The organism is Nonomuraea angiospora (genome assembly GCF_014873145.1).
Classification (GTDB): Bacteria; Actinomycetota; Actinomycetes; order Streptosporangiales; family Streptosporangiaceae; genus Nonomuraea; species Nonomuraea angiospora.
Genome location: NZ_JADBEK010000001.1, coordinates 5,006,520 through 5,027,623 on the forward strand (window position 1 = coordinate 5,006,520; position 21,104 = coordinate 5,027,623).

General features: G+C 70.9%; 21 protein-coding genes and 2 tRNA genes. 12 read left to right on the forward strand and 11 right to left on the reverse strand.

Annotated elements, in window-relative coordinates; translation table 11 throughout:
* The first annotated feature begins 2 nt into the window (after positions 1–2).
* On the forward strand, positions 3–299 hold the full coding sequence (locus tag H4W80_RS22590; protein ID WP_192786914.1) for a site-specific integrase: 297 nt from the start codon (positions 3–5) through the stop codon (positions 297–299).
* Between the two features lie 53 nt (positions 300–352).
* On the opposite strand, the gene H4W80_RS22595 is transcribed toward H4W80_RS22590, so the two are convergent.
* Positions 353–426: transfer RNA gene (locus H4W80_RS22595), tRNA-Gly, on the reverse strand.
* Between the two features lie 89 nt (positions 427–515).
* On the opposite strand from H4W80_RS22595, the gene H4W80_RS22600 reads away from it, so the two are divergent.
* Positions 516–592: transfer RNA gene (locus H4W80_RS22600), tRNA-Pro, on the forward strand.
* Positions 593–642: 50 nt separating this feature from the next.
* On the opposite strand, the gene H4W80_RS22605 is transcribed toward H4W80_RS22600, so the two are convergent.
* Positions 643–993 (reverse strand): MmcQ/YjbR family DNA-binding protein, encoded by a 351-nt coding sequence (locus tag H4W80_RS22605; RefSeq protein ID WP_192786915.1) that lies wholly within the window; start codon positions 991–993, stop codon positions 643–645.
* Positions 994–1,000: 7 nt separating this feature from the next.
* Positions 1,001–2,305, reverse strand: coding sequence for a M50 family metallopeptidase (locus H4W80_RS22610; RefSeq protein WP_192786916.1), 1,305 nt, complete (start codon positions 2,303–2,305; stop codon positions 1,001–1,003).
* A gap of 156 nt (positions 2,306–2,461) precedes the next feature.
* On the opposite strand from H4W80_RS22610, the gene H4W80_RS22615 reads away from it, so the two are divergent.
* A complete protein-coding gene (locus tag H4W80_RS22615; protein ID WP_192786917.1) occupies positions 2,462–3,058 on the forward strand; it encodes a response regulator transcription factor in 597 nt (198 codons plus the stop codon).
* 117 nt (positions 3,059–3,175) lie between these two features.
* On the opposite strand, the gene H4W80_RS22620 is transcribed toward H4W80_RS22615, so the two are convergent.
* On the reverse strand, positions 3,176–4,288 hold the full coding sequence (locus H4W80_RS22620) for a PP2C family protein-serine/threonine phosphatase (RefSeq protein WP_192786918.1): 1,113 nt from the start codon (positions 4,286–4,288) through the stop codon (positions 3,176–3,178).
* A 118-nt stretch (positions 4,289–4,406) separates the two neighbouring features.
* Between H4W80_RS22620 and H4W80_RS22625 the strand changes: the two genes are divergently transcribed.
* Both H4W80_RS22625 and H4W80_RS22630 read left to right on the forward strand, forming a co-directional pair.
* Positions 4,407–5,636, forward strand: a complete 1,230-nt coding sequence (locus H4W80_RS22625) for a GNAT family N-acetyltransferase (RefSeq protein ID WP_192786919.1) — start codon at positions 4,407–4,409, stop codon at positions 5,634–5,636.
* Positions 5,637–5,684: 48 nt separating this feature from the next.
* Complete coding sequence (locus H4W80_RS22630; protein WP_192786920.1) at positions 5,685–5,831, forward strand: hypothetical protein; 147 nt, start codon at positions 5,685–5,687, stop codon at positions 5,829–5,831.
* Here H4W80_RS22630 and H4W80_RS22635 read toward each other — a convergent pair.
* The gene (locus tag H4W80_RS22635; protein WP_192786921.1) at positions 5,828–6,307 is read right to left on the reverse strand and encodes a ribose-5-phosphate isomerase; all 480 of its coding nucleotides are present in this window, start codon (positions 6,305–6,307) and stop codon (positions 5,828–5,830) included. The two genes, H4W80_RS22630 and H4W80_RS22635, sit on opposite strands and share 4 nt — an antisense overlap.
* A 91-nt stretch (positions 6,308–6,398) precedes the next feature.
* Between H4W80_RS22635 and def the strand changes: the two genes are divergently transcribed.
* A complete protein-coding gene (gene def, locus H4W80_RS22640; RefSeq protein WP_192786922.1) occupies positions 6,399–6,884 on the forward strand; it encodes a peptide deformylase in 486 nt (161 codons plus the stop codon).
* Positions 6,885–6,920: 36 nt separating this feature from the next.
* The gene (locus tag H4W80_RS22645) at positions 6,921–7,625 is read left to right on the forward strand and encodes an SDR family oxidoreductase (RefSeq protein ID WP_264085997.1); all 705 of its coding nucleotides are present in this window, start codon (positions 6,921–6,923) and stop codon (positions 7,623–7,625) included.
* Positions 7,626–7,678: 53 nt separating this feature from the next.
* Here the strand turns inward: H4W80_RS22645 and H4W80_RS22650 are convergent, their stop codons facing one another.
* Positions 7,679–9,082, reverse strand: coding sequence for an aldehyde dehydrogenase family protein (locus H4W80_RS22650; RefSeq protein WP_192786924.1), 1,404 nt, complete (start codon positions 9,080–9,082; stop codon positions 7,679–7,681).
* Between the two features lie 127 nt (positions 9,083–9,209).
* On the reverse strand, positions 9,210–9,830 hold the full coding sequence (locus H4W80_RS22655) for a mycothiol-dependent nitroreductase Rv2466c family protein (RefSeq protein ID WP_192786925.1): 621 nt from the start codon (positions 9,828–9,830) through the stop codon (positions 9,210–9,212).
* 90 nt (positions 9,831–9,920) lie between these two features.
* Here H4W80_RS22655 and pepN point away from each other — a divergent pair, with 90 nt between their 5' ends.
* The 3 genes from pepN (at position 9,921) to H4W80_RS22670 (ending at position 14,945) form a co-directional block, all read left to right on the forward strand.
* Complete coding sequence (gene pepN / locus H4W80_RS22660; protein ID WP_192786926.1) at positions 9,921–12,485, forward strand: aminopeptidase N; 2,565 nt, start codon at positions 9,921–9,923, stop codon at positions 12,483–12,485.
* Between the two features lie 181 nt (positions 12,486–12,666).
* Complete coding sequence (locus H4W80_RS22665; RefSeq protein WP_192786927.1) at positions 12,667–13,944, forward strand: serine/threonine-protein kinase; 1,278 nt, start codon at positions 12,667–12,669, stop codon at positions 13,942–13,944.
* A 50-nt stretch (positions 13,945–13,994) separates the two neighbouring features.
* Entirely contained in the window at positions 13,995–14,945 is a 951-nt protein-coding gene (locus H4W80_RS22670) for a hypothetical protein (RefSeq protein WP_192786928.1), read from the forward strand.
* On the opposite strand, the gene H4W80_RS22675 is transcribed toward H4W80_RS22670, so the two are convergent.
* Positions 14,942–15,304, reverse strand: a complete 363-nt coding sequence (locus tag H4W80_RS22675) for a DUF5130 family protein (protein ID WP_192786929.1) — start codon at positions 15,302–15,304, stop codon at positions 14,942–14,944. The genes H4W80_RS22670 and H4W80_RS22675 overlap by 4 nt on opposite strands.
* A 7-nt stretch (positions 15,305–15,311) precedes the next feature.
* The gene (locus H4W80_RS22680) at positions 15,312–15,602 is read right to left on the reverse strand and encodes a hypothetical protein (RefSeq protein WP_192786930.1); all 291 of its coding nucleotides are present in this window, start codon (positions 15,600–15,602) and stop codon (positions 15,312–15,314) included.
* Between the two features lie 256 nt (positions 15,603–15,858).
* Here H4W80_RS22680 and H4W80_RS22685 point away from each other — a divergent pair, with 256 nt between their 5' ends.
* On the forward strand, positions 15,859–16,635 hold the full coding sequence (locus tag H4W80_RS22685; protein ID WP_318787003.1) for a nuclease-related domain-containing protein: 777 nt from the start codon (positions 15,859–15,861) through the stop codon (positions 16,633–16,635).
* 48 nt (positions 16,636–16,683) lie between these two features.
* On the opposite strand, the gene H4W80_RS22690 is transcribed toward H4W80_RS22685, so the two are convergent.
* Positions 16,684–17,403, reverse strand: coding sequence for a TetR/AcrR family transcriptional regulator (locus H4W80_RS22690; protein WP_192786932.1), 720 nt, complete (start codon positions 17,401–17,403; stop codon positions 16,684–16,686).
* Between the two features lie 96 nt (positions 17,404–17,499).
* On the opposite strand from H4W80_RS22690, the gene H4W80_RS22695 reads away from it, so the two are divergent.
* Complete coding sequence (locus H4W80_RS22695) at positions 17,500–18,282, forward strand: thioesterase family protein (RefSeq protein WP_225963602.1); 783 nt, start codon at positions 17,500–17,502, stop codon at positions 18,280–18,282.
* Here H4W80_RS22695 and H4W80_RS22700 read toward each other — a convergent pair.
* Complete coding sequence (locus H4W80_RS22700) at positions 18,279–20,975, reverse strand: ABC transporter substrate-binding protein (protein ID WP_192786934.1); 2,697 nt, start codon at positions 20,973–20,975, stop codon at positions 18,279–18,281. The genes H4W80_RS22695 and H4W80_RS22700 overlap by 4 nt on opposite strands.
* Positions 20,976–21,104: the final 129 nt, after the last annotated feature.

Consider the following 21,104-nt stretch of genomic DNA (forward strand, 5'->3'; position numbering starts at 1 on the left):
GGATGGTGGCCATCCCTCCGGAGATCCTTTCCGACCTTCGGAGACATCTGGAGCGGTACGCCGAACCAGGAGAGAACGGTCACGTCTTCATCGGCCCCAAGGGTGGCCTGCTACGGCGCTCGGCCTTCCGGCGCATCTGGAACAAGGTCCAGATCAAGGTGGGGCTGCCCGATCTTCACTTCCATGACCTCCGGCAGGCCATCGCGCAGGCGCTCGGCAAGGCGCTGAAGGGGGCACGGAAGGAGCACGGGAAAAAGACATCGGGCACGCAACGGGCACGGAAGATCAATAAGAATTAGTGGAGATCACAAAGGCCAGGTCACCTCATGAGGCTGACCTGGCCTTTTGCCTTTGGAGCGGACGACGGGAATCGAACCCGCGTAGCTAGTTTGGAAGACTAGGGCTCTACCATTGAGCTACGTCCGCGCGAACCGGTCGAACTCTGGTCTAGACTTCATCCGGTCGTTAGGGCGTAAGCGTACCGGAGTCCCGGAGCGCATGCGCACTCGGCGAGGCGGGGCGTGGCGCAGCTTGGCAGCGCGCTTGCTTTGGGAGCAAGAAGTCGCAGGTTCAAATCCTGTCGCCCCGACCAGCAAGAAGGCCACCTCCACTACGGAGGTGGCCTTCGGTGTTTCGCGCCGGTCAGGGCATGCGGGCGATCAACGACTTCGGGGCGATCTGGCGGTAGGCGTCGGCGACGATCTCCGTGACCTCCGCCCAGTCCACCTCCACGTCCAGGTAGACCCCCAGCCACCCCCGGTGCCCCACGTACGGCGGGCGGAAGAAGCGCTCCGGATCCTCGGCCACCAGCTCCCCCTGCGCGCCGGGAGGCGCGGCGCACCAGAAGGCGAGCCGGTCGTCGTGATGGTGGTCGGCGAACATCACGAACGTCTTCTTCCCACGGACGAACCAGGTCGGCTCCCCGTGGCTGGGCCGTTCGGTGACCTCCGGCAGCGCGAGGCAGAGGGCGCGCAGCCGCTCCAGGGCGTCCACGGCGGCGTCAGCCGGTCAGCGTGAGCGGGTTGACCAGGTCGGCGTAGACGAGCAGGCCGGCCATGATCATCATGACGAACGCGATCGCGTACGTCAGCGGCAGCACCTTGGCGATGTCCACGTAGCCCGGCTCCGGCCGCCGCATGATCTTCGCGTACGCCCGCTTGATGCCCTCCCACAGCCCGCCGGCGATGTGGCCGCCGTCGAGCGGCAGCAGCGGGATGAGGTTGAACATGCCGATCGCCAGGTTGAACCCGGCCAGCAGGTTGACGAAGATGGCGATCTTCTGCTGGTTGGACAGGTCGGAGGCGAGGATCTCGCCGCCCAGGCGGCCCGCGCCGACCACGCCCACCGGACCCTCGGGGTCACGCGCCTCGCCCGAGAAGGCCGCCTGCCAGACGCCGACCATCTTCTGCGGCAGGTTGACGATCGAGCCCGCCACGCGGCCCGTCAGCTCGCCCATGTAGCCGAGCACCTGGCCCATGCTCTGCTGCTGCATGACCTCCGTGGGCCGGACGCCGAGGTAGCCGACGTTCTTGTCGATCTGCTTCGGGTCCTCGGGGTTGGGCCGGTCCTGGGCGATGAGCGTGACGTTGAGGGTCATGGGCTTGCCGTCGCGGACGATGCCGAGCGCGACCGGGCCGGCGCCGTGGGAGCGGATCAGGCGGGTGGCGTCCGCCCAGGAGCCGATCTTCTGGCCGTTGAAGGAGACCATGCGGTCGCCGGCCTTCATGCCCGCCTGGGCGGCCGGGCTGGGCTTGTCGGTGGGCTTGCACGTGGTGCGGTGCTCCGAGATCGGGATCACGCACGTCTCGGTGTTGGGCGACACGATCGGGGCCAGGGTGGGCAGGCCGATGCCGACCAGCAGGATGCTGAAGAAGATGAACGAGAGCACGAAGTTCATCGCCGGGCCGCCGGACATGATGATGACCTTCTGCCACCACTTCTTGCGGTAGAAGACCCGGTCCTCGTCGCCGGGGCGCACCTCCTCCTGCGCGGCCTCGCGCGCGGAGTCGATGAGGCCCTGGAACGGCCCCGTCGAGGTGCTCCTGAGCTTGGTCGGGTCGTCACCGGGGCGCGGCGGCAGCATGCCGATCATGCGGATGTAGCCGCCGAACGGGATCCACTTGATGCCGTACTCGGTCTCGCCCTTCCGCCGTGACCAGGCCGTCGAGCCGAAGCCGACCATGTACTGGGTCACCTTGACGCCGAAGATCTTGGCCGGCACGAGGTGTCCGATCTCGTGCAACGCGATGGAGAACATCAGCCCGAGGAGAAAGAGGATGATCCCCACGATGTAGAGCCAGTTCATCTATGCGCGCTCCGTAGCCGACGACAGGGGTGGACGAACCGTCCGACAGCCCCAGAGTAGTCGAACAACCCCCGCTCCACGGCTTGCGTGCCATTTAGAGAGCATTGACAGTCCGCTATCAAACAATCACTCTGGGTGACGACAGAGGGGGACGTCTTGATCAAGATTCTGATAGCCGAGCACCTGCCCTTGGTCCGCCGCGGGCTGCTCGCCACTCTCGAGACCGAGCCCGATCTGCGCGTCGTCGCCGAGGTCGGCGGCCCCGAGGAGGCGGTGCGGGCGGCGCTGGCGTACGGGCCCGACGTGGCGGTCGTCGACCTCGACCTGCCGGGGCTGCCGGTGGCCGCCGAGCTCGCCGAGCTGGCGCCGCGCTGCGGGGTGCTGATCCTGTCGGCCCGCCCCAACCCCGGCCAGGTACGCAAGGCGCTGGCCGGGCCCGCTCTGGGGTTCATGAGCCTGTGCGTGGGGCCGGAGCGCCTCGCCGAGGGGGTGCGCCAGGTCGCGGAGGGCCGCAGGGCCATCGAGGCGGAGCTGGCCGTGGCCGCGCTCCAATGCGCGACCAACCCGCTGACCCGGCGGGAGCTCGACGTGCTGCGGATCGCCGCGGGCGGCGCCCGTTCCACGGAGATCGCCGATCAGCTCTTCCTGTCGGTGGGCACTGTGCGTAACCATCTGTCGCGGATCATGTGCAAGACGGGCGCCCGCAACCGTCTCGACGCCGTACGCATCGCGAGCGACTCCGGGTGGATCTGAGACGGGTCCGGCGGAGCCGCGCCGCTCCCCCGGGCCCGAACCCCTAGATGATCTCAGCATGGCGAGCGCGCTGCCAGTGAGCACGATCACGACCGGCCCGTGTCAAACGTCACCGGTCTAGGGCCGCCAGATCAGCACCAGCGCGCAGTCGTCGTTGTGGCCCGAGGACATGGCGTTGACCAGGGCCCTGGCACCGTCGCGGAAGCCGGACGGCAGCAGCCGCTCCGCCTCCCCGAGCAGCCGGTCGAGCCCGGCGTCGATGTCGCGGCCCGGCTGCTCGATCAGCCCGTCGGTGTAGAGCAGCAGCGCGTCGCCCTTGCGCAGCGTGCCGCTGTCGGGCTCGCAGTGCAGGTCGGGAACGACGCCGAGCACCACGCCCTTGGCCGAGGCCACCTGCCAGTTTCCGGTGCCCGCGTCGAACTTCACCACCGGCGGATGGCCGGCCGAGGTGATCGTGTAGTCGCCGGTGTCGAGGTCGAGGCGTACGTGGACCGCGGTCACGAAGCCCTCGTCGCCCCGCTGCCGGTGCAGGTAGGTGTTGCACGCGGGCAGGAAGTCCTCGACCGAGCCGAGCAGCCCGCCGAAGGTGCCCGACAGCAGCAGCGCCCTGGTGCCCGCGTCGACCCCCTTGCCCGACACGTCGACCAGCGCGATCTCCACGGAGTTGCCGTCACGCATGGAGACCAGGAAGTCACCGCCGAACGACGACCCGCCCGCCTGCTTGAGCACGACCTTGCCGCCCCAGTCTTTCGGCAGCGCGGGCAGCTCGCCCTGGCTCTTGAGCCGGTCGCGCAGCTCCAGCAGCATCGCGTCGCCGCGCAGCCCCTGGACGCCCAGCTTGCCCCTGGTGCGCGCCATGAGCACGGCCAGCACCGTGGTGAACCCGATCGTCACCATCAGCCCCAGCCCGACGCCGCCCACGCCCAGCGTGATCGCGATGTAGCCGAGCGCGGCCCCGACCCCCACCAGCAGCTTGACCAGGCTGCGCAGCCGGAGCTGGAGCCCGCCGATCAGGGTGACCAGGATGAGCAGCGACGGCGAGAAGAATTCGGTCGAGACCTTCGCCGCCAGGAACCCGATGACGAGCGCGAGCGTGATCAGCGCGACGAGCAGGTTGCGGTCACGCAGCGGGCCACGCCGGACGAACCGCACGGCAGCCACCAGAAACGGCACCCGCACCAAGACCGCGCGGACCCGTGGCGGGATCAGCGGCGCCGGACGGGTACTCATGATGGGCCTGACTGTATCGGTCTGACCCGTGTTTGGGCAGCCCACTTGACCAAGGCCTTGATCATTAAGCACGTATATTGGGTGGCCGTCCCCCTTTGCCCGCTCCTACCGTGGACAGATGACGTATCCGATCCGTCCGATAGACGAGTCCGAGTGGCCGCTCTACTTCCCGGTCATCGAAGAGGCGTTCGGCTGGACTCCTCACCCGCAGCAACGGGAACGGTTCAAGGCGGAGACCGAGTTCGATCGCACGCTGGCGGCGTTTGACGGCGATGTGATCGCGGGCACCGCCGCCGTCCTGAGCTTCACCATGACCGTTCCCGGCGGCCGGCTCCCCGTCGCGGGCGTGACGAGCGTCAGCGTGCTCCCCTCGCACCGCCGCCGCGGCATCCTGTCCGCGCTGATGCGCAGGCAGCTCGCCGACATCCGCGAGCGCGGCGAGAGCGTCGCCGCGCTCTACGCCTCCGAGGCGGCCATCTACGGCCGGTACGGGTACGGCAGGGCCTCGCACGAGCTGTCGTTCCGCATCAACAAGGCCGGCTCCGCGTTCGTCAGGAACGCTCCCGTGGACCCGTCGCTCAGGATCAGGGTGGCCACGCCCGCCGACGTCCGCGCCGACCTGGAGAAGGTGTTCGCCTCCGTCGCGGCCCGCCGCCCTGGCCGCTATGACCGCCGGCCGCACACCTGGGACTCGGTGCTGGCCGACGAGGAGTTCGACCAGCGCGGCAACGGGCCGCTGCGCTCGCTGCTCGCCGAGGACGACGGCGGCGTGCGCGGTTACGCGCTGTTCCGGATCACCGGCTCCTGGGACGCCAACAGCGTGCCGGACAAGGAATTGAAGCTGCAGGAGCTGGAGGCGACCGACCCGGCGGCCTACGCCCTGCTCTGGCGCAACATCCTGGACCGCGACCTCGTCTCCAAGGTCGAGGCGGGCAGCAGGCCGGCGGACGACCCGCTGATCGCGCTGATCGCCGACCAGCGCCAGCTCCGCGCGACCTGGGCGGACGACCTGTGGGTACGCGTGGTCGAGGTCGACAAGGCGCTGACCTCGCGCGCCTACTCGGCCCCGGTGGACGTGGTGATCGAGGTCGAGGACGACGTGTGCCCGTGGAACGCCGGACGCTGGCGGCTGACCGCCGACCCGACCGGCGCCGAGTGCAAGCCGGTCGAGGACGAGCCGGACGTGACGCTGCCGGTGGCCGCGCTCGGCTCGGCGTACCTGGGCGACGGCCTGCTCCTGGAGTCGCTGCAGGCGGGCCTGCTGCGCGAGCACTCGAGCGGCTCGGTACGGGCGCTGGCCACCGCGATGTCGTGGAGCCCGAAACCGTGGTGCGGCCTCGTCTTCTGATGAGTCTTCTGATGAGTCTTCTGGGGAGCTTGGCGTAAGGTCGGACACATGGCATTGCAGAGCCTGCAGATCACCGCGACCATCGCCATGCGCGCCCGCGACGTGTCGAAACCGTCGAAGGAGCAGCAGGAGGCCGCCGACCGGCGGCCTCTGCGCGACGAGATGCCCAGGCGCGAGGCCAAGCGCAAGGGTTAGGGCTGCTCCTCGGGCAGCGAGGGCAGCTGGCCGATCGTCTCGTACGTGGTCAGCTGCGCGATGCGCCTGCTGTGACGCTCGCTGCCGGTGAACACCGTGGCCAGGAAGACCTCCACGAACCTGGTGGCGTCCTCGGTGGAGTGCATGCGCGCGCCGATGCTGACCACGTTGGCGTTGTTGTGCTCGCGGGCCAGGCCGGCCGTCTCCTCACTCCAGGCCAGCGCGGCGCGGATGCCGCGCACCTTGTTGGCGGCGATCTGCTCGCCGTTGCCCGAGCCTCCGATGACCACCCCCAGGCTGCCGGGGTCGCCGGCGACGCCCTCGGCGGCGCGCAGCACGAACGCGGGATAGTCGTCCTCGGCGTCGTAGACGAAGGGACCGCAGTCGGTGACCTCGTGACCGTGGTCTTTCAGCCAGGACACGAGGTGGTTCTTGAGCTCATAGCCGGCATGGTCGGCACCGATGTAGACACGCACCCGCCCAGTCTTCCACAGCCCCCGCGGATGAGCCTCGCTGGCTAGAGTAAGGACCTCTACCGTTGTCCAGTCCTTACGAAAGTAGATGTCCATGCGTGAGATCCGCGTCATCGGCGATCCGGTGCTGCGCACGCCCGCCGATCCCGTGACGGATTTCGACCGCGAGCTGCGCCGGTTGATCGACGAGATGTTCCAGGCGATGTACGCGGTCAACGGCGTGGGCCTGGCCGGCCCGCAGATCGGCGTGTCACGCCGGCTGTTCGTGTACGACATCGCCGGGCGCAAGGGTCACGTGCTCAATCCGGTGCTGACCGTCGACGACCCGGAGGAGGTGACGGACGAGGAGGGCTGCCTATCCGTGCCCGACCGGCAGACGCGGTTGCCGATCTACGCCCCGGTGGCGCGCGCCGCGGGCGTGACCGTCGAGGGGATCGACCGGCTCCAGCGTCCGGTGCGGATCAAGGCCCGCGGCTCGCTCGCGCGCTGCTTCCAGCACGAGACCGAGCACCTCGACGGCAAGCTGTACGTCGACCGCCTGCCCAGAAACGAGGCGCGCAAGATCATGCTCCGAGCATAGGTTGGGCGCATGAGCATACTTTCCGGGAAAGGTGCGTTGGTCACAGGAGGATCCAGGGGAATCGGCAGGGCCATCGTGGAGCGGCTGACCGCCGACGGGGCGGAGGTCGTCTTCTGCTACGAGCGCTCGGCCGAGGCCGCGGAGCAGGTCGCCAAGGAGACGGGCGCGCACGCCGTACAGGCGGATCTGGGCAGCAAGGAGGACGTGGCGCGGCTGTTCGGCGAGGCCGAGTCGCGGCTGCCCGGGCTCGACGTCCTGGTCAACAATGCCGCGGCCGTGCTCGGGCAGAAGCCCATGGCGGAGATCACGGACGAGGAGTACGAGCGGGTGTTCGCGGTCAACACCCGGTCGGTCTACCTGGCCATGCAGTGGGCCGCGCGGGTGATGCGCGACGGCGGGCGCATCATCAACATCTCCACGCTCAACACGCAGGTGCCCGCTCCCGCCCTGACGCTCTACTGCGGCAGCAAGGGGGCCGTCGAGCAGTTCGCCAAGGTGGCGGCGCGGGAGCTGGGCGGGCGCGGGATCACCGTCAACGTGGTCTCGTCCGGCGCCACCGACACGGACATGCTGCGCGGCGCCAACCCGCCGGAGGCGCTGGCGCAGACCGCGGCGATGACGGCGCTGGGACGGCTCGGGCAGCCCGGCGACATCGCCTCCGTGGTCGCCTTCCTGGCGGGGCCCGACTCGCGCTGGATCACCGGCCAGAACCTGATCGCCACGGGCGGCCTGCTCGTCTGAGCCGCCCCCTGACCGTCGGCGCCGCCCCTCACCCGAGGGGCGGCGCAGGCGTGTTACAGCTGCATGGCCTTGGTCTCGAGGTATTCCTCCAGGCCCTGCTCCCCCAGCTCCCGCCCCACCCCCGACTGCTTGTAGCCGCCGAAGGGCGCCAGCGGGTTGAAGCGGCCGCCGTTGATGGCCACCTGCCCCGTGCGCAGCCGCCGGGCGACGCCGACCGCGCGGTCCTCGGTGGCCGCCCAGACCGCTCCGGCCAGGCCGTACTTGGTGTCGTTGGCGATCGCGACGGCCTGGTCCTCGCTCGTGTACGGGATCAGCGACAGCACCGGCCCGAAGATCTCCTCCCGCTCGATCGTCATCCCCGGCTCCACCGCCGCGAACACGGTGGGCTCCACGTAGTAGCCCCGCTCGTGGGGCCGCTCGGTGCCGCCGGTCACCAGCCGGGCGCCCTCCTCCTGGCCCCGGTTGATGTAGCGGACGACGCGGTCGCGCTGGGTGGCGGAGACCAGCGGGCCGATCCGGGTGGACTCGTCGAAGGGGTCGCCGACGGTGTAGCCGCGCGCCGCCTCGACGGCCAGGCGGACGGCCTCGTCGTACTGGTCGCGGTGGACGATCATGCGGGTCCACGCCGAGCAGGTCTGGCCGGCGTTGACGAAGCAGTTGGCGACGCCGACCTTGACGGCCAGCGCCAGGTCGGCGTCGGGGAGGATGACGTTCGCCGACTTGCCCCCGAGCTCGAGCGCGACCCGCTTGACGGACTCGGCGGCGAGCGCGGCCACCCGGCGCCCGGCGGCGGTCGAGCCGGTGAAGGAGACCATGTCGACCTCGGGGTGGGCGGCCATGGCCTCACCGACGACCGGGCCGCGCCCGCTGACCAGGTTGAACACGCCCGGCGGCAGGCCCACCTCGGCGAGGATCTCCGCCAGCGCGTACGCCGCCAGCGGCGCCACCTCGCTCGGCTTGAGCACCACGGTGCAGCCGGCGGCCAGCGCGGGGGCCACCTTGCAGACGATCTGGTGCAGCGGGTAGTTCCACGGCGTGATCGCGGCGACCACCCCGATGGGCTCCTTGACCACCATCGAGTTGCCGACGCGCGACTCGCGGGGATGGCTCTCGGCCAGCTGCGCGTAGGAGGACAGCACGGTCGCCGGCATGAGCGTCTGCACCTTGCGCGCGAAGCCCAGCGGCGCGCCCATGTCGGTCGCGATCGTCTTGGCGATCTCCTCGGAGCGCTGCTTCAGCAGCTCGGCGGCGTCACCGAGCAGCTTGCCGCGCTCCGAGGCGGCCGTTTCCGACCAGCCGGGGAAGGCTCTTCGAGCGGCGCCCGCGGCCGACTCGACGTCGTCGGGAGATCCCGCGGGCACGCGATCGATGATCTCTTCCGTGGCCGGGTTGACGACGTCGATGAACTCGTCCGACGCAGAAGCGGTCCAGGAGCCGCCGATGTACAGCTGACGCATAGCCACCATCCTGTCAGGACCTCAGGTGGCGGTGAGAGGCTTGTCCTGACGCGGGGATAAGTCTTCTGCACCGCAAGCAGCGTTCTTCCGTCAGCGTACGACGATTGACACCCGGAAAATGAGAGGGTTAGTCGAATTCGGGGCGCTTGGTCCGGCTTCGCTTAAGCTCGAAGAAATCCTCGAAGGACGTGACGGCGAGCACGCCGTCCCAGAGCCGGCCCGCGTCCTCACCCTTGATGATCTTGGTGATCACCGGCCCGAAGAAGGCGTTGGCGCCGACCCGGATGACCGGGGTGCCGACCTCCTGGCCGACGAGGTCGATGCCCTCGTTGTGGGAGATGCGGATGGCCTCGTCCCATTCGTCGGAGTCGATGGCCTCGATGAGCTCCTTCTCGAGCCCCGCGCCCTCGAGCGCGCTCGCGATGACCTCGCGCAGGCGCTCCGGCTCCTTGCCCAGGCCCTGGTTGTGCAGGCGGGTGCCGAGCTCGGTGTAGAGCGGGCCGAGGATCTGCTCGCCGTGCTTGGCGGCCGCGGCGGCGACCACGCGGACGGTCCCCCTGGCTCGCTCGGTCGACTTGCGGTAGTCATCCGGGATGTCCTTGTCCGCGTTGAGGACGTAGAGGGACATGATGCGCCAGCGAGGCTCGATGGGACGAACCTTCTCGACTTCGAGAAGCCATCGTGACGTGACCCATGCGAAGGGACAGGCAGGATCGAACCACAGATCCACGGGAATCTTTTCGCTCATGTGGACCCGTAACCTGAGGTGGATCGGGTCCTATTCCCAGCGTGGCACGATACGGACAGAGTTCGATGAAGTGGTGAAAAGGAGCGCAACTTGGCAGGCAATCTGACCCGGGACGAGGCTCGTGAGCGCGCCCGGCTGCTGAAGGTCGAGTCGTACGAGGTCGCACTCGACCTGACCGAGGGGGAGGAGCGCTTCGAGAGCGTCACGACGGTCCGTTTCACCAGCGCCCGGCCGGGCGCGTCCACCTTCATCGACCTGCACGGCGCCCACGTTCGCAAGGTGACGCTCAACGGCGAGGACCTCGACGTCTCCGCCTACGACGAGGAGAAGGGCCGCTTCCCGCTCCCGTCACTGGCCGGCTCCAACGAGCTGCGCGTGGACGCCGACTGCAGCTACATGCGCACCGGCGAGGGCCTGCACCGCTTCGTCGACCCGGTGGACCAGAAGGTCTACCTGCACAGCCAGTTCGAGACGGCCGACGCGCACCGCATGTACGCCTGTTTCGACCAGCCCGACCTCAAGGCCACCTTCCAGCTCACCGTGCTGGCCCCGGCCGACTGGGAGGTCGTCTCCAACGCGGCCGCCTCGGCGGTCGAGGAGCTGCCGGAGCAGGGCGGCAGGCACGGGGCGGTGGCCCCGGCCAGGCGGTGGGAGTTCCCGCCCACGGAGGTCATGTCGACGTACATCACCGCGCTGGTGGCGGGGCCGTACCACAAGGTGACCTCGGAGCACGACGGCATCCCGCTGGGGATCTACTGCCGGGCCTCGCTGGCCGAGCACCTCGACGCCGACAACATCCTCGAGGTCACCAGGCAGGGGTTCGACTTCTTCCACAAGGTGTTCGGGGTGCGTTACCCGTTCGGGAAGTACGACCAGTGCTTCGTGCCCGAGTTCAACGCCGGCGCCATGGAGAACGCGGGCTGCGTGACGTTCCTGGAGGACTACGTCTTCCGCTCCCGGGTCACCGACGCGGTGGTCGAGCGGCGCGCCGAGACGATCCTGCACGAGATGGCGCACATGTGGTTCGGCGACCTGGTCACCATGCGCTGGTGGGACGACCTGTGGCTGAACGAGTCGTTCGCCACCTACATGTCCGTGCTGGCCCAGGCCGAGGCCACCAGGTGGGGCACGGGCGCGTGGACCACGTTCGCCAACGTCGAGAAGGCCTGGGCCTACCGCCAGGACCAGCTGCCCTCGACCCACCCCATCGCCGCGGACATCCCGGACATGCAGGCGGTCGAGGTCAACTTCGACGGCATCACGTACGCCAAGGGCGCCTCGGTGCTCAAGCAGCTCGTGGCCTACGTCGGCCTGGACAACTTCCTGGCCGGCGTGCGCGACTACTTCGCCGAGCACGCCTGGGGCAACACCGAGCTGAAGGACCTGCTCAACGCCCTGGAGCGGACCTCGGGCCGCGACCTGTCGTCCTGGTCGAAGGAGTGGCTGGAGACCTCCTGGGTCAACACGCTGCGGCCCTCGTTCGAGGTGTCCGGCGGACGGTTCACCAGCTTCGAGGTGCTGCAGGAGGCGCCCGCCGAGCACCCGACGCTGCGTTCGCACCGGGTCGCGGTCGGCCTCTACTCGCTGGTGGACGGCGAGCTGAAGCGGACCAAGCGGGTCGAGCTGGACGTGGTCGGCCCCCGTACGAGCGTGGCCCAGCTGGTCGGCGAGGAGCAGCCGGACCTGGTGCTGCTCAACGACGACGACCTCACCTACGCCAAGATCCGCCTCGACGACCGCTCGATGCGGACGCTGGTCGACGGCGGCATCGCGGCGTTCACCGAGTCGCTGCCGCGCGCCCTGTGCTGGTCGGCGGCCTGGGACATGACCCGTGACGGCGAGATGGCCACGCGCGACTACGTCAGGCTGGTCGTCTCGGGCGCCGGCACGCTCAAGGACATCACGGTCCTGCAGGCGGTGCTGCGCCAGGCGCGCATGGCCGTCCAGCAGTACGCCGACCCGGCCTGGCGGGCCGAGGGCCTGGCGCTGCTGGCCGCGGAGCTGCGCACGCAGCTCGGGCGGGCCGCGGCGGGCTCCGACCACCAGCTCGCGTTCCTGCAGGCGTTCGCGCCGGTGGCCACCTCCGGCGCGGACCTCGACCTGCTGCAGCGCATCCTCGACGGCTCCGAGGTGCCCGAGGGCCTGAGCGTGGACGCCGACCTGCGCTGGTCGCTCGTTCACGCGCTGGTCACCGGCGGCCGGCTGGGCGAGGCCGACATCGACGCCGAGCTCGAGCGGGACCCTACGGCCACGGGTGAGCGGTCGGCGGCGCAGTGCCGGGCCGCGATCCCGGCGGCCGAGGCCAAGGCCGCCGCCTGGGAGCGGATCGTGGGCGGCAAGCTGGCCAACCACATCGCGCGTACGACGATCACCGGGTTCCAGGACGCGCACCACCCCGAGCTGCTGGCGCCGTACCGGGCGAAGTACTTCGCCGAGGTGGGGCGCATCTACCGGGAGTGGACGTTCGACCAGGCGTCGACGTTCGCGGTGGGGTGCTTCCCCGCGCTGCTCATCGAGCCGGAGACCGTGCAGGCCGCGCAGGACTACCTGGAGGCCGAGCAGCCGCCGCAGGCGCTGCGGCGGCTGATCCTGGAGGGCGCCGACGGCGTCAGCCGGGCGCTGCGCAACCGGGAGAAGGACGCCGCGTCCGCCTGACGCGCCGTTTCGCGGAGGACCCCTGCCACCGGCGGGGGTCCTTTCGCGTCCCCTGGGTTGACGCTGCCGGCCCACCTTGATCGCCCGCCCCTCACCTGCGCGAAGGGGCACTGGACACGCCTCGCGGGAGTGTTCACCGACTTGCCGATAGCACACCGGACGCGGTGTTAGCCTCGGTACCGTGCTAGGGGCCGGGACCACTCTCAATGATCGCTACGTGCTCGCCGGCCGCCTCGGCGGCGGTGGCATGGGCGAGGTGTGGCGTGCCGACGACACGGTTCTCGGGCGCGCGGTGGCGGTCAAGGTGCTCATGCCCGCGTTGTCGGAGAGCCCGGCGTTCATCCAGCGCTTCCAGAACGAGGCCCGCGCCATGGCCACGCTCCGGCACCCCGGCGTGGTCGACGTCTACGACTACGGCATCTGCGAGGTCGAGGGCCGCCAGGTCAGCTTCCTGGTGATGGAATACGTGCGCGGCGAGTCGCTCGACCGGGTCCTGCGGCGCGGCCCGCTCGGCGCCGAGGCCACCATGCGGCTGATCGCGGAGGTCGGCGACGCGCTGGCCGCCGCGCACGCGCAGGGCATCGTCCACCGCGACGTCAAGCCGGCCAACCTCATGATCAGGACCGACGGCGGCGTGGTGCTCACCGACTTCGGCATCGCCCACTCGGCCTCGGCCGGCCATCTGACGGCCACGGGCACGATGCTCTGCTCGGCCGGCTACTGCGCCCCCGAGCTGGCCACGGCCAGCGACGTGACGCCGTCGGTCGACGTCTACGCCCTGGGCGTGGTGGCGTACGAGTGCCTGACGGGGGAGCTCCCGTTCCAGGGCGACACCCCCGTACAGATCATCTTCAAGCACCTCAACGCCCCCATCCCCCGCCTGCCCGACGACGTGCCCGCCGGGCCGCGCCAGGTGGTGGCGCGGGCGCTGGAGAAGACGCCCGACCGGCGCTGGCCGTCGGCCGCCGTGATGGCGCAGGCCGCCCGCACGGCGATGGACGCCCCGGAGCGGCCGCTCGTGCCGCGCCGCCACCGCACGCTGCGGGCGGTGTTCACCGCGGCCGTCGCCGTGGTCGTCTCGGGGGTGGTGGCGGGCTCGGTGTGGCTGCGCCCGGCCGGCCCGGCGACCACCGTCGACGAGGTGTCGCCCACCGTGGACGCCACCTCCGTCACCGCCGCCCCGCCGTCGCCGAGCTCCAGGAAGCCGTCCACGCCCCCGGCCAGGCGAGCTCCGACCGCCAAGCCGACGGCGACCGGCATCGTGACGCACGCGCCGAGCCCCAGCGCCTCGGTCTCCGCCACCCCGACCGTGACGCCCACCCCCACGCCGACCACCTCGGAGCCCGAGCCCACGGCGGAGCCGACCACGGCCGGTCCGGAGGAGCCCCCGACCGCCGATCCCACGATCAGCCACTCTTCCGGCGAGATCCAGTGCATCCGCTCCCCATGCCCGGGATGACCGCCTTTTCCGTGTCCTCAGCCGCTCGCCGATCGTGAGAGAGTCATCCGGTGGACTCGACTCGTGACCTGCTCGTCGCCCTGGCCCGCCGCTACGCCTTCGCCGATCTCGGCGCGCTCGCGCCGGCCGCGGAGATCGCCGAGGTCTGCGAGTTCGGTCACCGTCTGCTCTCGCTCGACGCCGAGGACTTCGCGGCCGAGGCCAAGGGCGTCCCTGCCGACCTGCGGCGGCGCGCGCGGGCCTGCCACATGCCGCAGACGCCGCGCGAGCAGCCGCGCGGGGCGCTGGAGTCGCTGCGGCCCGCGTACGGCCTGCTGCTCGAGGTGATCGCCGCACGGTGGCACCGGCGCGAGCTGAGCCCGATGATCGCCGCGGTCCACATCGCCAGCGAATACCTGCCGCTGCTGGCCTTCGAGCCCCAGCTCGGCCACGCCGGCGACCCGGCCCGCTGGCCGGCGGGGCTGAGCGCGCCGGGGAGCCGTTTCGGCGTGATCGGCGACCGGGAGTGCGACCACACCAAGTCCGAGCAGTCCGCCACCAACCGGACGCTGCGGGTGTCGGTGGAGCCGGGCGAGGGCTGGCGCGCGTACTTCGACCGGCAGCACAGCCAGGTCGCCGGCGCGCTGGCCGTCTGCGTCGCCACCTGCCGCAACCCGTGCACGGCCATGGACTGGATCGCCCCCGGGCCGCGCGCCGACCTCCACGTACGGGCCCGCACGGCGCTCACCTTCGCCGACACCCCTCTCGTCCGGCTGCGGCACGCGGCCCCGGTGGGGCACGGGTTCGGGGTGCCGTCACCCGAAGAGGTCCTGGACGCCTGGGAGCGCAGCCGCGTCGCCCTCGACAAGAACCCCGTCGGAGCCACGGCCACGAAGGACGACGGGTTCCCGCTGCCCGGGCTGCCCTCGCTGTTCTCGGCCGTCGCGGCCGCGCCCATCGAGCCCGCGACGCTGCTGAGCGGCGTCAGCGAGCACATCGTCGGCCTGCTCCAGCGCCTCTAGCGGCGGGCGGTGGCCTGCTCCCCCAGGGCGCCGATGCCGTAGAGGAGGCCGCCCACCAGGTCGCCCACGCTGAACGCCGTCGCCATCGACATCGCCGTGAGCCGGCAGGACCCGTCCGACAGCCGCCTGCGGGCGTTCTCCCCCGTCACGATCTCCAGCGCCCGGCCCTTCAGGTCGACGAGGAGCACCACGGCGTCGTCGGCCTCCTCGCCCAGGGCCGCGTGCAGCCGCTCGGCGAAGTGGCGGCGCGAGCCCACCGGATCCCCCAGGAACACCCCGAACCGCAGCCCGCTGCGCCGCTCGGCGGTGTGCAGGGCGCGCCTGACGTCGTCGGCCTGTGCGGCCGTCAGCCCTCGCATCGTCACCTCACCATCCCGCGGAGGCCCCGCCGAGGTGTCCGCCGGGCTCGGCCGTCTCGGCGGCGGCCAGCCAGTCGTGCTCCGGAACGTCCGCCCAGCGCGCCACCCGGTCGGTCAGCACCAGATCGGAGGTGCTCACGCCGCGCTCGCTCCCGGACGGGCCGCCCAGCCACACCGGGCCGGCCTCCACCCGCCGCTGCGCGCTGCGTCCCGGCAGCATGACCAGCAGGCTGATCAGGATGAACAGCCCGAACGACACCCCGATGAGAAAGAGCAGAATCTCGCCTGCGCTGTGCACACCCTGAACGTAATCCCGATGCGCGCAGCGGGCCAGACCCCACCTGGGAGTGTCCACCAGGTAAGATCTTTTTTGAGACGGCATCTCTAGAGAAGAACGTAGAACATACCCCGAAAACATGCGTGGAACACGATGAGCTGGGCCATAAAACTATGGACAGGGCAACACTAGGAATCGTTCCGATCTCCGAGCTACGGTGAGTTGCGTGGACTCCGACATCCAGCGAGAAGACGGTCACAATGCGTCACCTATCTGGGTGAACGACCGGCCAGAGAGCGAGCAGACCGCTGCCGCGAAGCCTTCGGCGCCCACCTCCACGTACGCGCCCGTCGAGCGGGCGTCCATGCGTAGCCTGCTGCAACAACCGCGCTTCGTCCGCCTGCGCAACCGCGCGCTGCTGGGGATAGTCGTCGCGGTGGTGGTGGGCTTCCTCGTGGGCGACTGGCGCCTGGGCGTGACCGCGGGTGTGATCGCGGCCGTCGCCGAGGCGGTTTATCGCTCGCGATCCCATTCGTCCGTGCCCGCCTGGCGGCGCACGTCCGTGGCGGAGCGCCGTACCGAGTCGCAGTTGCGCAAGCTCGAACGCAACGGCTACCGCACGCTCCACGCCAGGGCGATCCCCAACAGCGAGGCCCAGATCGACCATCTCGTGGTGGGCCCGACCGGCGTGTACGCGGTCGACTCCGAGCAGTGGGACAAGCGGCTCCCGGTGCGGGTGCAGATGGGCAAGAAGCTCTTCCACGGCCCCTTCGACAAGAAGGCCCGCCTCACCGAGGCGAAGTGGGAGGCGTCGCAGGCCAGCGAGCTGATCACCAAGTCGTTCGGCCGCGAGGTCTCGGTCGTGCCCTCGCTCGCCATCTACGGCCCGGCCGTGCCGTGGAAGATCATGACCATCCGCGGCGTGGACGTCTACCAGGGCGACCGCGCCCGCAAGTGGATCACCAAGCGGGAGCGGGCCCTGACCGACGGCGAGATCGACCGGATCTTCGACATCGCCGCCCAGGTCCTGCCCGCCCGCTACGGCGAAGACTAGGCCCCGGCCCGGCATACCCGTTCGCTATGGCGGGGTCCGGGCCGACGGTCATCCCCCGGCCCCGTCGGGCTCGTCCCCGCGGGGCTTTTCCACGCCCGAGGCCAGGCGCGCGCCGAAGTCGTCCAGGGCGGCGGCCAGGTCCGCGCTCGGCGGGGGCGTCGGCGGCAGGCGCGAGTACACCGCGGTGCCGAACCCGGCGACGCGGACGATCTGGTCGATGAGCGCCTCCTTGTCGCGTGGCCAAGGGAACGACGGCTGGGCGATCATCAGCGAGACGCAGCCGTGCACGGCCGACCACAGGCCCAGCGCGAGCTCCTCGGGATCGCCCTCCAGCACGCGCGTCTCCACGCAGGCCGCGACCGCGGCGACCATGTGACGGAAGCACTCGGCGGCGGCCGGCGGCACGCCCGGCCCGGCCGTGGCCCGCATCATCAGCACCCGGTACTGCACCGGATGTTCCAGGGCGAAGCGGGCATAGGCGCGCCCGCACCTGCCCAGGGCGAGGAACGGGTCGCCGCCCAGGTTCTCGCGGAACATCCGGCCGAACTCGCCCCAGACCCGCATGCAGACCGCCTCGACCAGCGCCTCCTTGTCGGCGAAGTGCAGGTAGACGGAGGGCGTGGAGACGCCGGCCCGCAGGGCGACCGCGCGTAGCGTGAGCGCGTCCTCGCTGCCGGACTCGGCCAGCAGGTCCTCGGCCGCGCGCAGGATCTCCTCGCGCAGCAGCGCTCCCTCTCCGCGCCGGGCGCGGACGCGTCTGGTGGTCATGGATCTCAGGTTGACGCCGTCAGGTTAACGGTGTCAATCTGAGGCCCTGGGGAAGGGATTTACTAAAAAATGGGGAATTTTAGCGAAGCGACCGCCTTGACCCGTCGCGGCGAAGGCGAGTTCGGGGCCGTGCTGGACGCCCAGTGGAGCGTCGGCAACCGGCTGCACGGCGGCTACCTGCTGGCCGTGCTCGCCAGGGCCGCCTGCGAGAGCCCGGCGGGCGCGGGCCACCCGCACGTGACGGCCGTCAGCGGCTCCTTCATCGAGCCGCCCGAGCCCGGCGAGGCCGTGGCCCGGGTGGAGACGCTGCGGGTCGGCAGGAGCGTGGCCCAGGTCAGGGCCGCGCTGCTGCAGGAGGGCCGCGTCCGCGTCGAGTCGCACATCACGCTCGGCCTGCTGGACGACACCGGCCCCTGGTGGTCCTCGCACGAGCCGGTCGAGCTGCCGCCCGAGCAGGACTGCTTCCTGGCCCCCACCAACCCTCCGGGCACGGACCTCACGGTGCCGCTGATGGCCGTGGTCGAGGAGCGCATCGTCCCCGAGCACCTGTCCTTCGCGTTCGGCGCCCCCACCAGGGCCGGCGTCATCGCGAGCTGGCAGCGGCTGGCGGACGGCTCCGACTGGGACCCGCTGAGCCTGCTGGTCGCGCTCGACCCGGTGCCGCCGGTCTCGTTCGACCTGGGCCTGTCCGGGTGGGTGCCGACGATCCAGCTCTCGGCGTACATCCGCAGGCTGCCCGCTCCGGGGCCGATCAGGGTGCGGCTGGCGGCCACGGACGTCGGCGGCGACCGGATGGACGAGGTGGCCCATGTCTGGGACGACAAGGGCCGCCTGGTGGCCCAGGCGACCCAGCTCGCCGCCGTACGGCTGCCGTCCTAGCGGTAGATCTCCGGGACCGAGGCGCACCACGGGAAGATCTCGCTCCGGCCGGCACGGGTGACGTCGCCGCACAGGCCGACCTGGGTCGGCCGCTCGGCCCCCTTGGCGTGCAGGATCAGCACGGCCTTGTCCAGGGGGTACTGCCGGGGCGAGTCCGCGCCGAAGTCGAGCGCGCCCGTGGCGCCCTCGATGGCGTGCCCGCTCTGGTCGGGCGTGTAGAGCGTGCCGAGCTGGCGCCAGACGGTGTACGAGTTCACCGGCACGCGGTGCCGCTCCTTGCCGAGCCGCCGGATGGCGGTGATCATCGTCTCCGTGGCGTCGTAGGCCAGGGCGGCGTGCCCGTCCAGCGTCCGCCCCGGCCCCGGCTCCTCGCACTCGAAGGGGAACGTGGCGAACAGGGCCGCGTAGAAGTCGTGCCGCTGCGGCTCGCCGCACTTGTTCGGCGCGGCGGCGAACGACTCGTAGTAGTAGCCCACGCCGCTGACGGCCGACCTGACGCGCACGTCCGCGGCGTACCTGGTGACGTCGTCGCCGCCGAGGATGGTCGGCGGCGCGTCCGCGCACTTGTCGGCCACCCCCTTCACGAACTCGGCGAAGTCGGGGATACCGCGCCCGGCGAAGTACACCAGCCCGTCGAACCCGCACGCCGACACCCCCGCGTCCCTGGGCTCCCCCGCGTAGGCGTCGTCGCTGCGGTCGTCGGGGCCCGGCTTGCCCCCGCCGACGGGCGTGAACCTGAGCCCCTCCACCGCGAACCCGCGCTCCTCCAGCCGGGCGACGACCCGGGCCCTGAGGTTGGAGGCGTAGTAGTCGGTCACGTCGTGCGAGTAGTAGACCCGGGCCCGCCGCTTCACCTCGCCCTTCTTGACCAGCGAGTCGGCGAAGGCGGCCGCCATCCACGCCTGGCGGGAGTTCTGCGGGGCGACCTGGAAGTAGAACGGCGACTCGTTCACGAGGCGGTCGGCCGACAGCGTCGAGGCCACCATGGGCAGCCCGGCCTTGCCCAGCTCCTGGATGGCCGCGACGGTCTCCTGGCGGCTCTGGTCCAGGCCCACCACGCCCACGATGGGCGCCTCCTCGTCGCGGTAGCGCAGCAGCAGCCGGGCGATGCTCGAACCGTGCTGCATCCTGCCGCCCGCGTTCGCCAGGAGGATGCGCACCAGCGGCTCGCTGGCGCCGGCGGAGTTGTTCTGCCGCCGCTGCGCGATGGCGACGCCCGCCAGGCCCTCGCGGGCGGCGGCCAGCGCGTCCCGGTCCGTGGAGGTGAGAGCCGCGAGGTAGGCGATCGTCACGTACGGCCGGTCGCTGCCCTCGTGCAGCTTCGCGGCCCGCTCGTTCTCCTGCTGGAGCACCGCCTGGACCTGCCGCATCTCGGCGTTGCCCGGCGAGAACAGGTAGTCGGGCTCGGCCACGCCCACGCACTCGGTGCCGGCCAGCTGCCTGCCGCTCTCCGTCCACGGCGTCCACAGGCCGGTGGCGCAGGCGTTGCGGTGCCAGGCGGCGGTCTGGCCCGCGTACGCGCCGACGGCGCCCGCCAGGGCCATCCAGAACAGCGCGATGGCCGTCCAGGACGACCACCACGGCGCCACGCGGGCGGGCGGCACCCACGCGGGGTCGGCGACGTCGTACCTGGTGAGGTCGGCGGGCACGGGCGGGGCCGAGATGGTGAGCGGCGTGTCCAGCACCCGCCGCCAGGCGTCGCGGTCCTCGGCCGTGACCAGCTCGCGGCGCCAGCGGATGAGCCGCCACAGCGGCTCATCGTCGTCCTCCAGGAGCACGGCGTCCGGCGTGCAGGAGACCACCACGACCGGATCGAACCTGCCGAGGTCCGCGCGCCGCTCCTCGAGGAGCTCGACGAGCGCCTCGCCGTGCTCGTTGAGCAGCAGGAGCGGGTAGAAGACGTGGCCCGCGCCCCGCACGTGCAGCGGGGAGCGCCGGTACTGCCCGCTCAGGTCGTCCATGAACGCGCGCAGCAGCAGCCGCGCGACGCCCGGCTCGTCGGCGGGGTCCAGGCCGGCCAGCAGGGCGGCGACGCCGGGCGCCTTGGGGGCGTCGTCCGACAGCGCGCGCCGCAGCCACCGGAACCGCCCGCCGAGTCCGGGCACGCGCCCGCTGAGCCGCAGGTCGTGCAGGAAGCCGGGTAACAGGTTGAGCAGCAGGTTGAGCGGGAAGGGGACGTGTTCGGCGCCCCTGCCGGCGGTGTCGACGCCCCACCCCCAGTTGCGGTCGGACTCGCGCAGCACGCGGCGGGCCTGGTCCTCCTTGCCGTGCGACTCGGCCAGCCGCTCGACGATCTGGGCGGTCAGCTGATAGCGGGGGAAGCGCAGCCTCGTGCCGCGCAGGGCGGACACGATCCGGGAGAGGATCTTCGGCACCCCTTCGCCCGGCTGGATGTCGGGCCGGGCGCGCGGGATCCCGCGCGAGATGACGGGCGTCGCCTGCCTGTCCTGCGGCGCCAGGATCTCCGGCCAGGCCCCCGCCTCGCTCAGCTGGACCAGCGGGATGCCCATCCGCTCGACGTGCTGTTTCCTGTCCTCTCCCCCTCGCCACCTGGCCAGCCGCGGCTGCCTGGCGGCGTGCGGCGAGTCCTGGACCCCCTCGCCCCTGGCCGGTCTGCGGCACAGGCGGTCTATCGTGTGGATGAAGTTGCCGACCCTGGCGGGGTCGTCGAGCATGACTGCCCCGTTGCTCATCTGATCTCTGTAACACGAGTTCGGGTGCGGACGGCTGCTTTTTCGGGCTCGATCCGGTAACCAACCGTCCGATGTGTGGACACGTGTCTCAGTTGCCGGGCAGTGGCCGTAACATGTGAAGACTCGCTA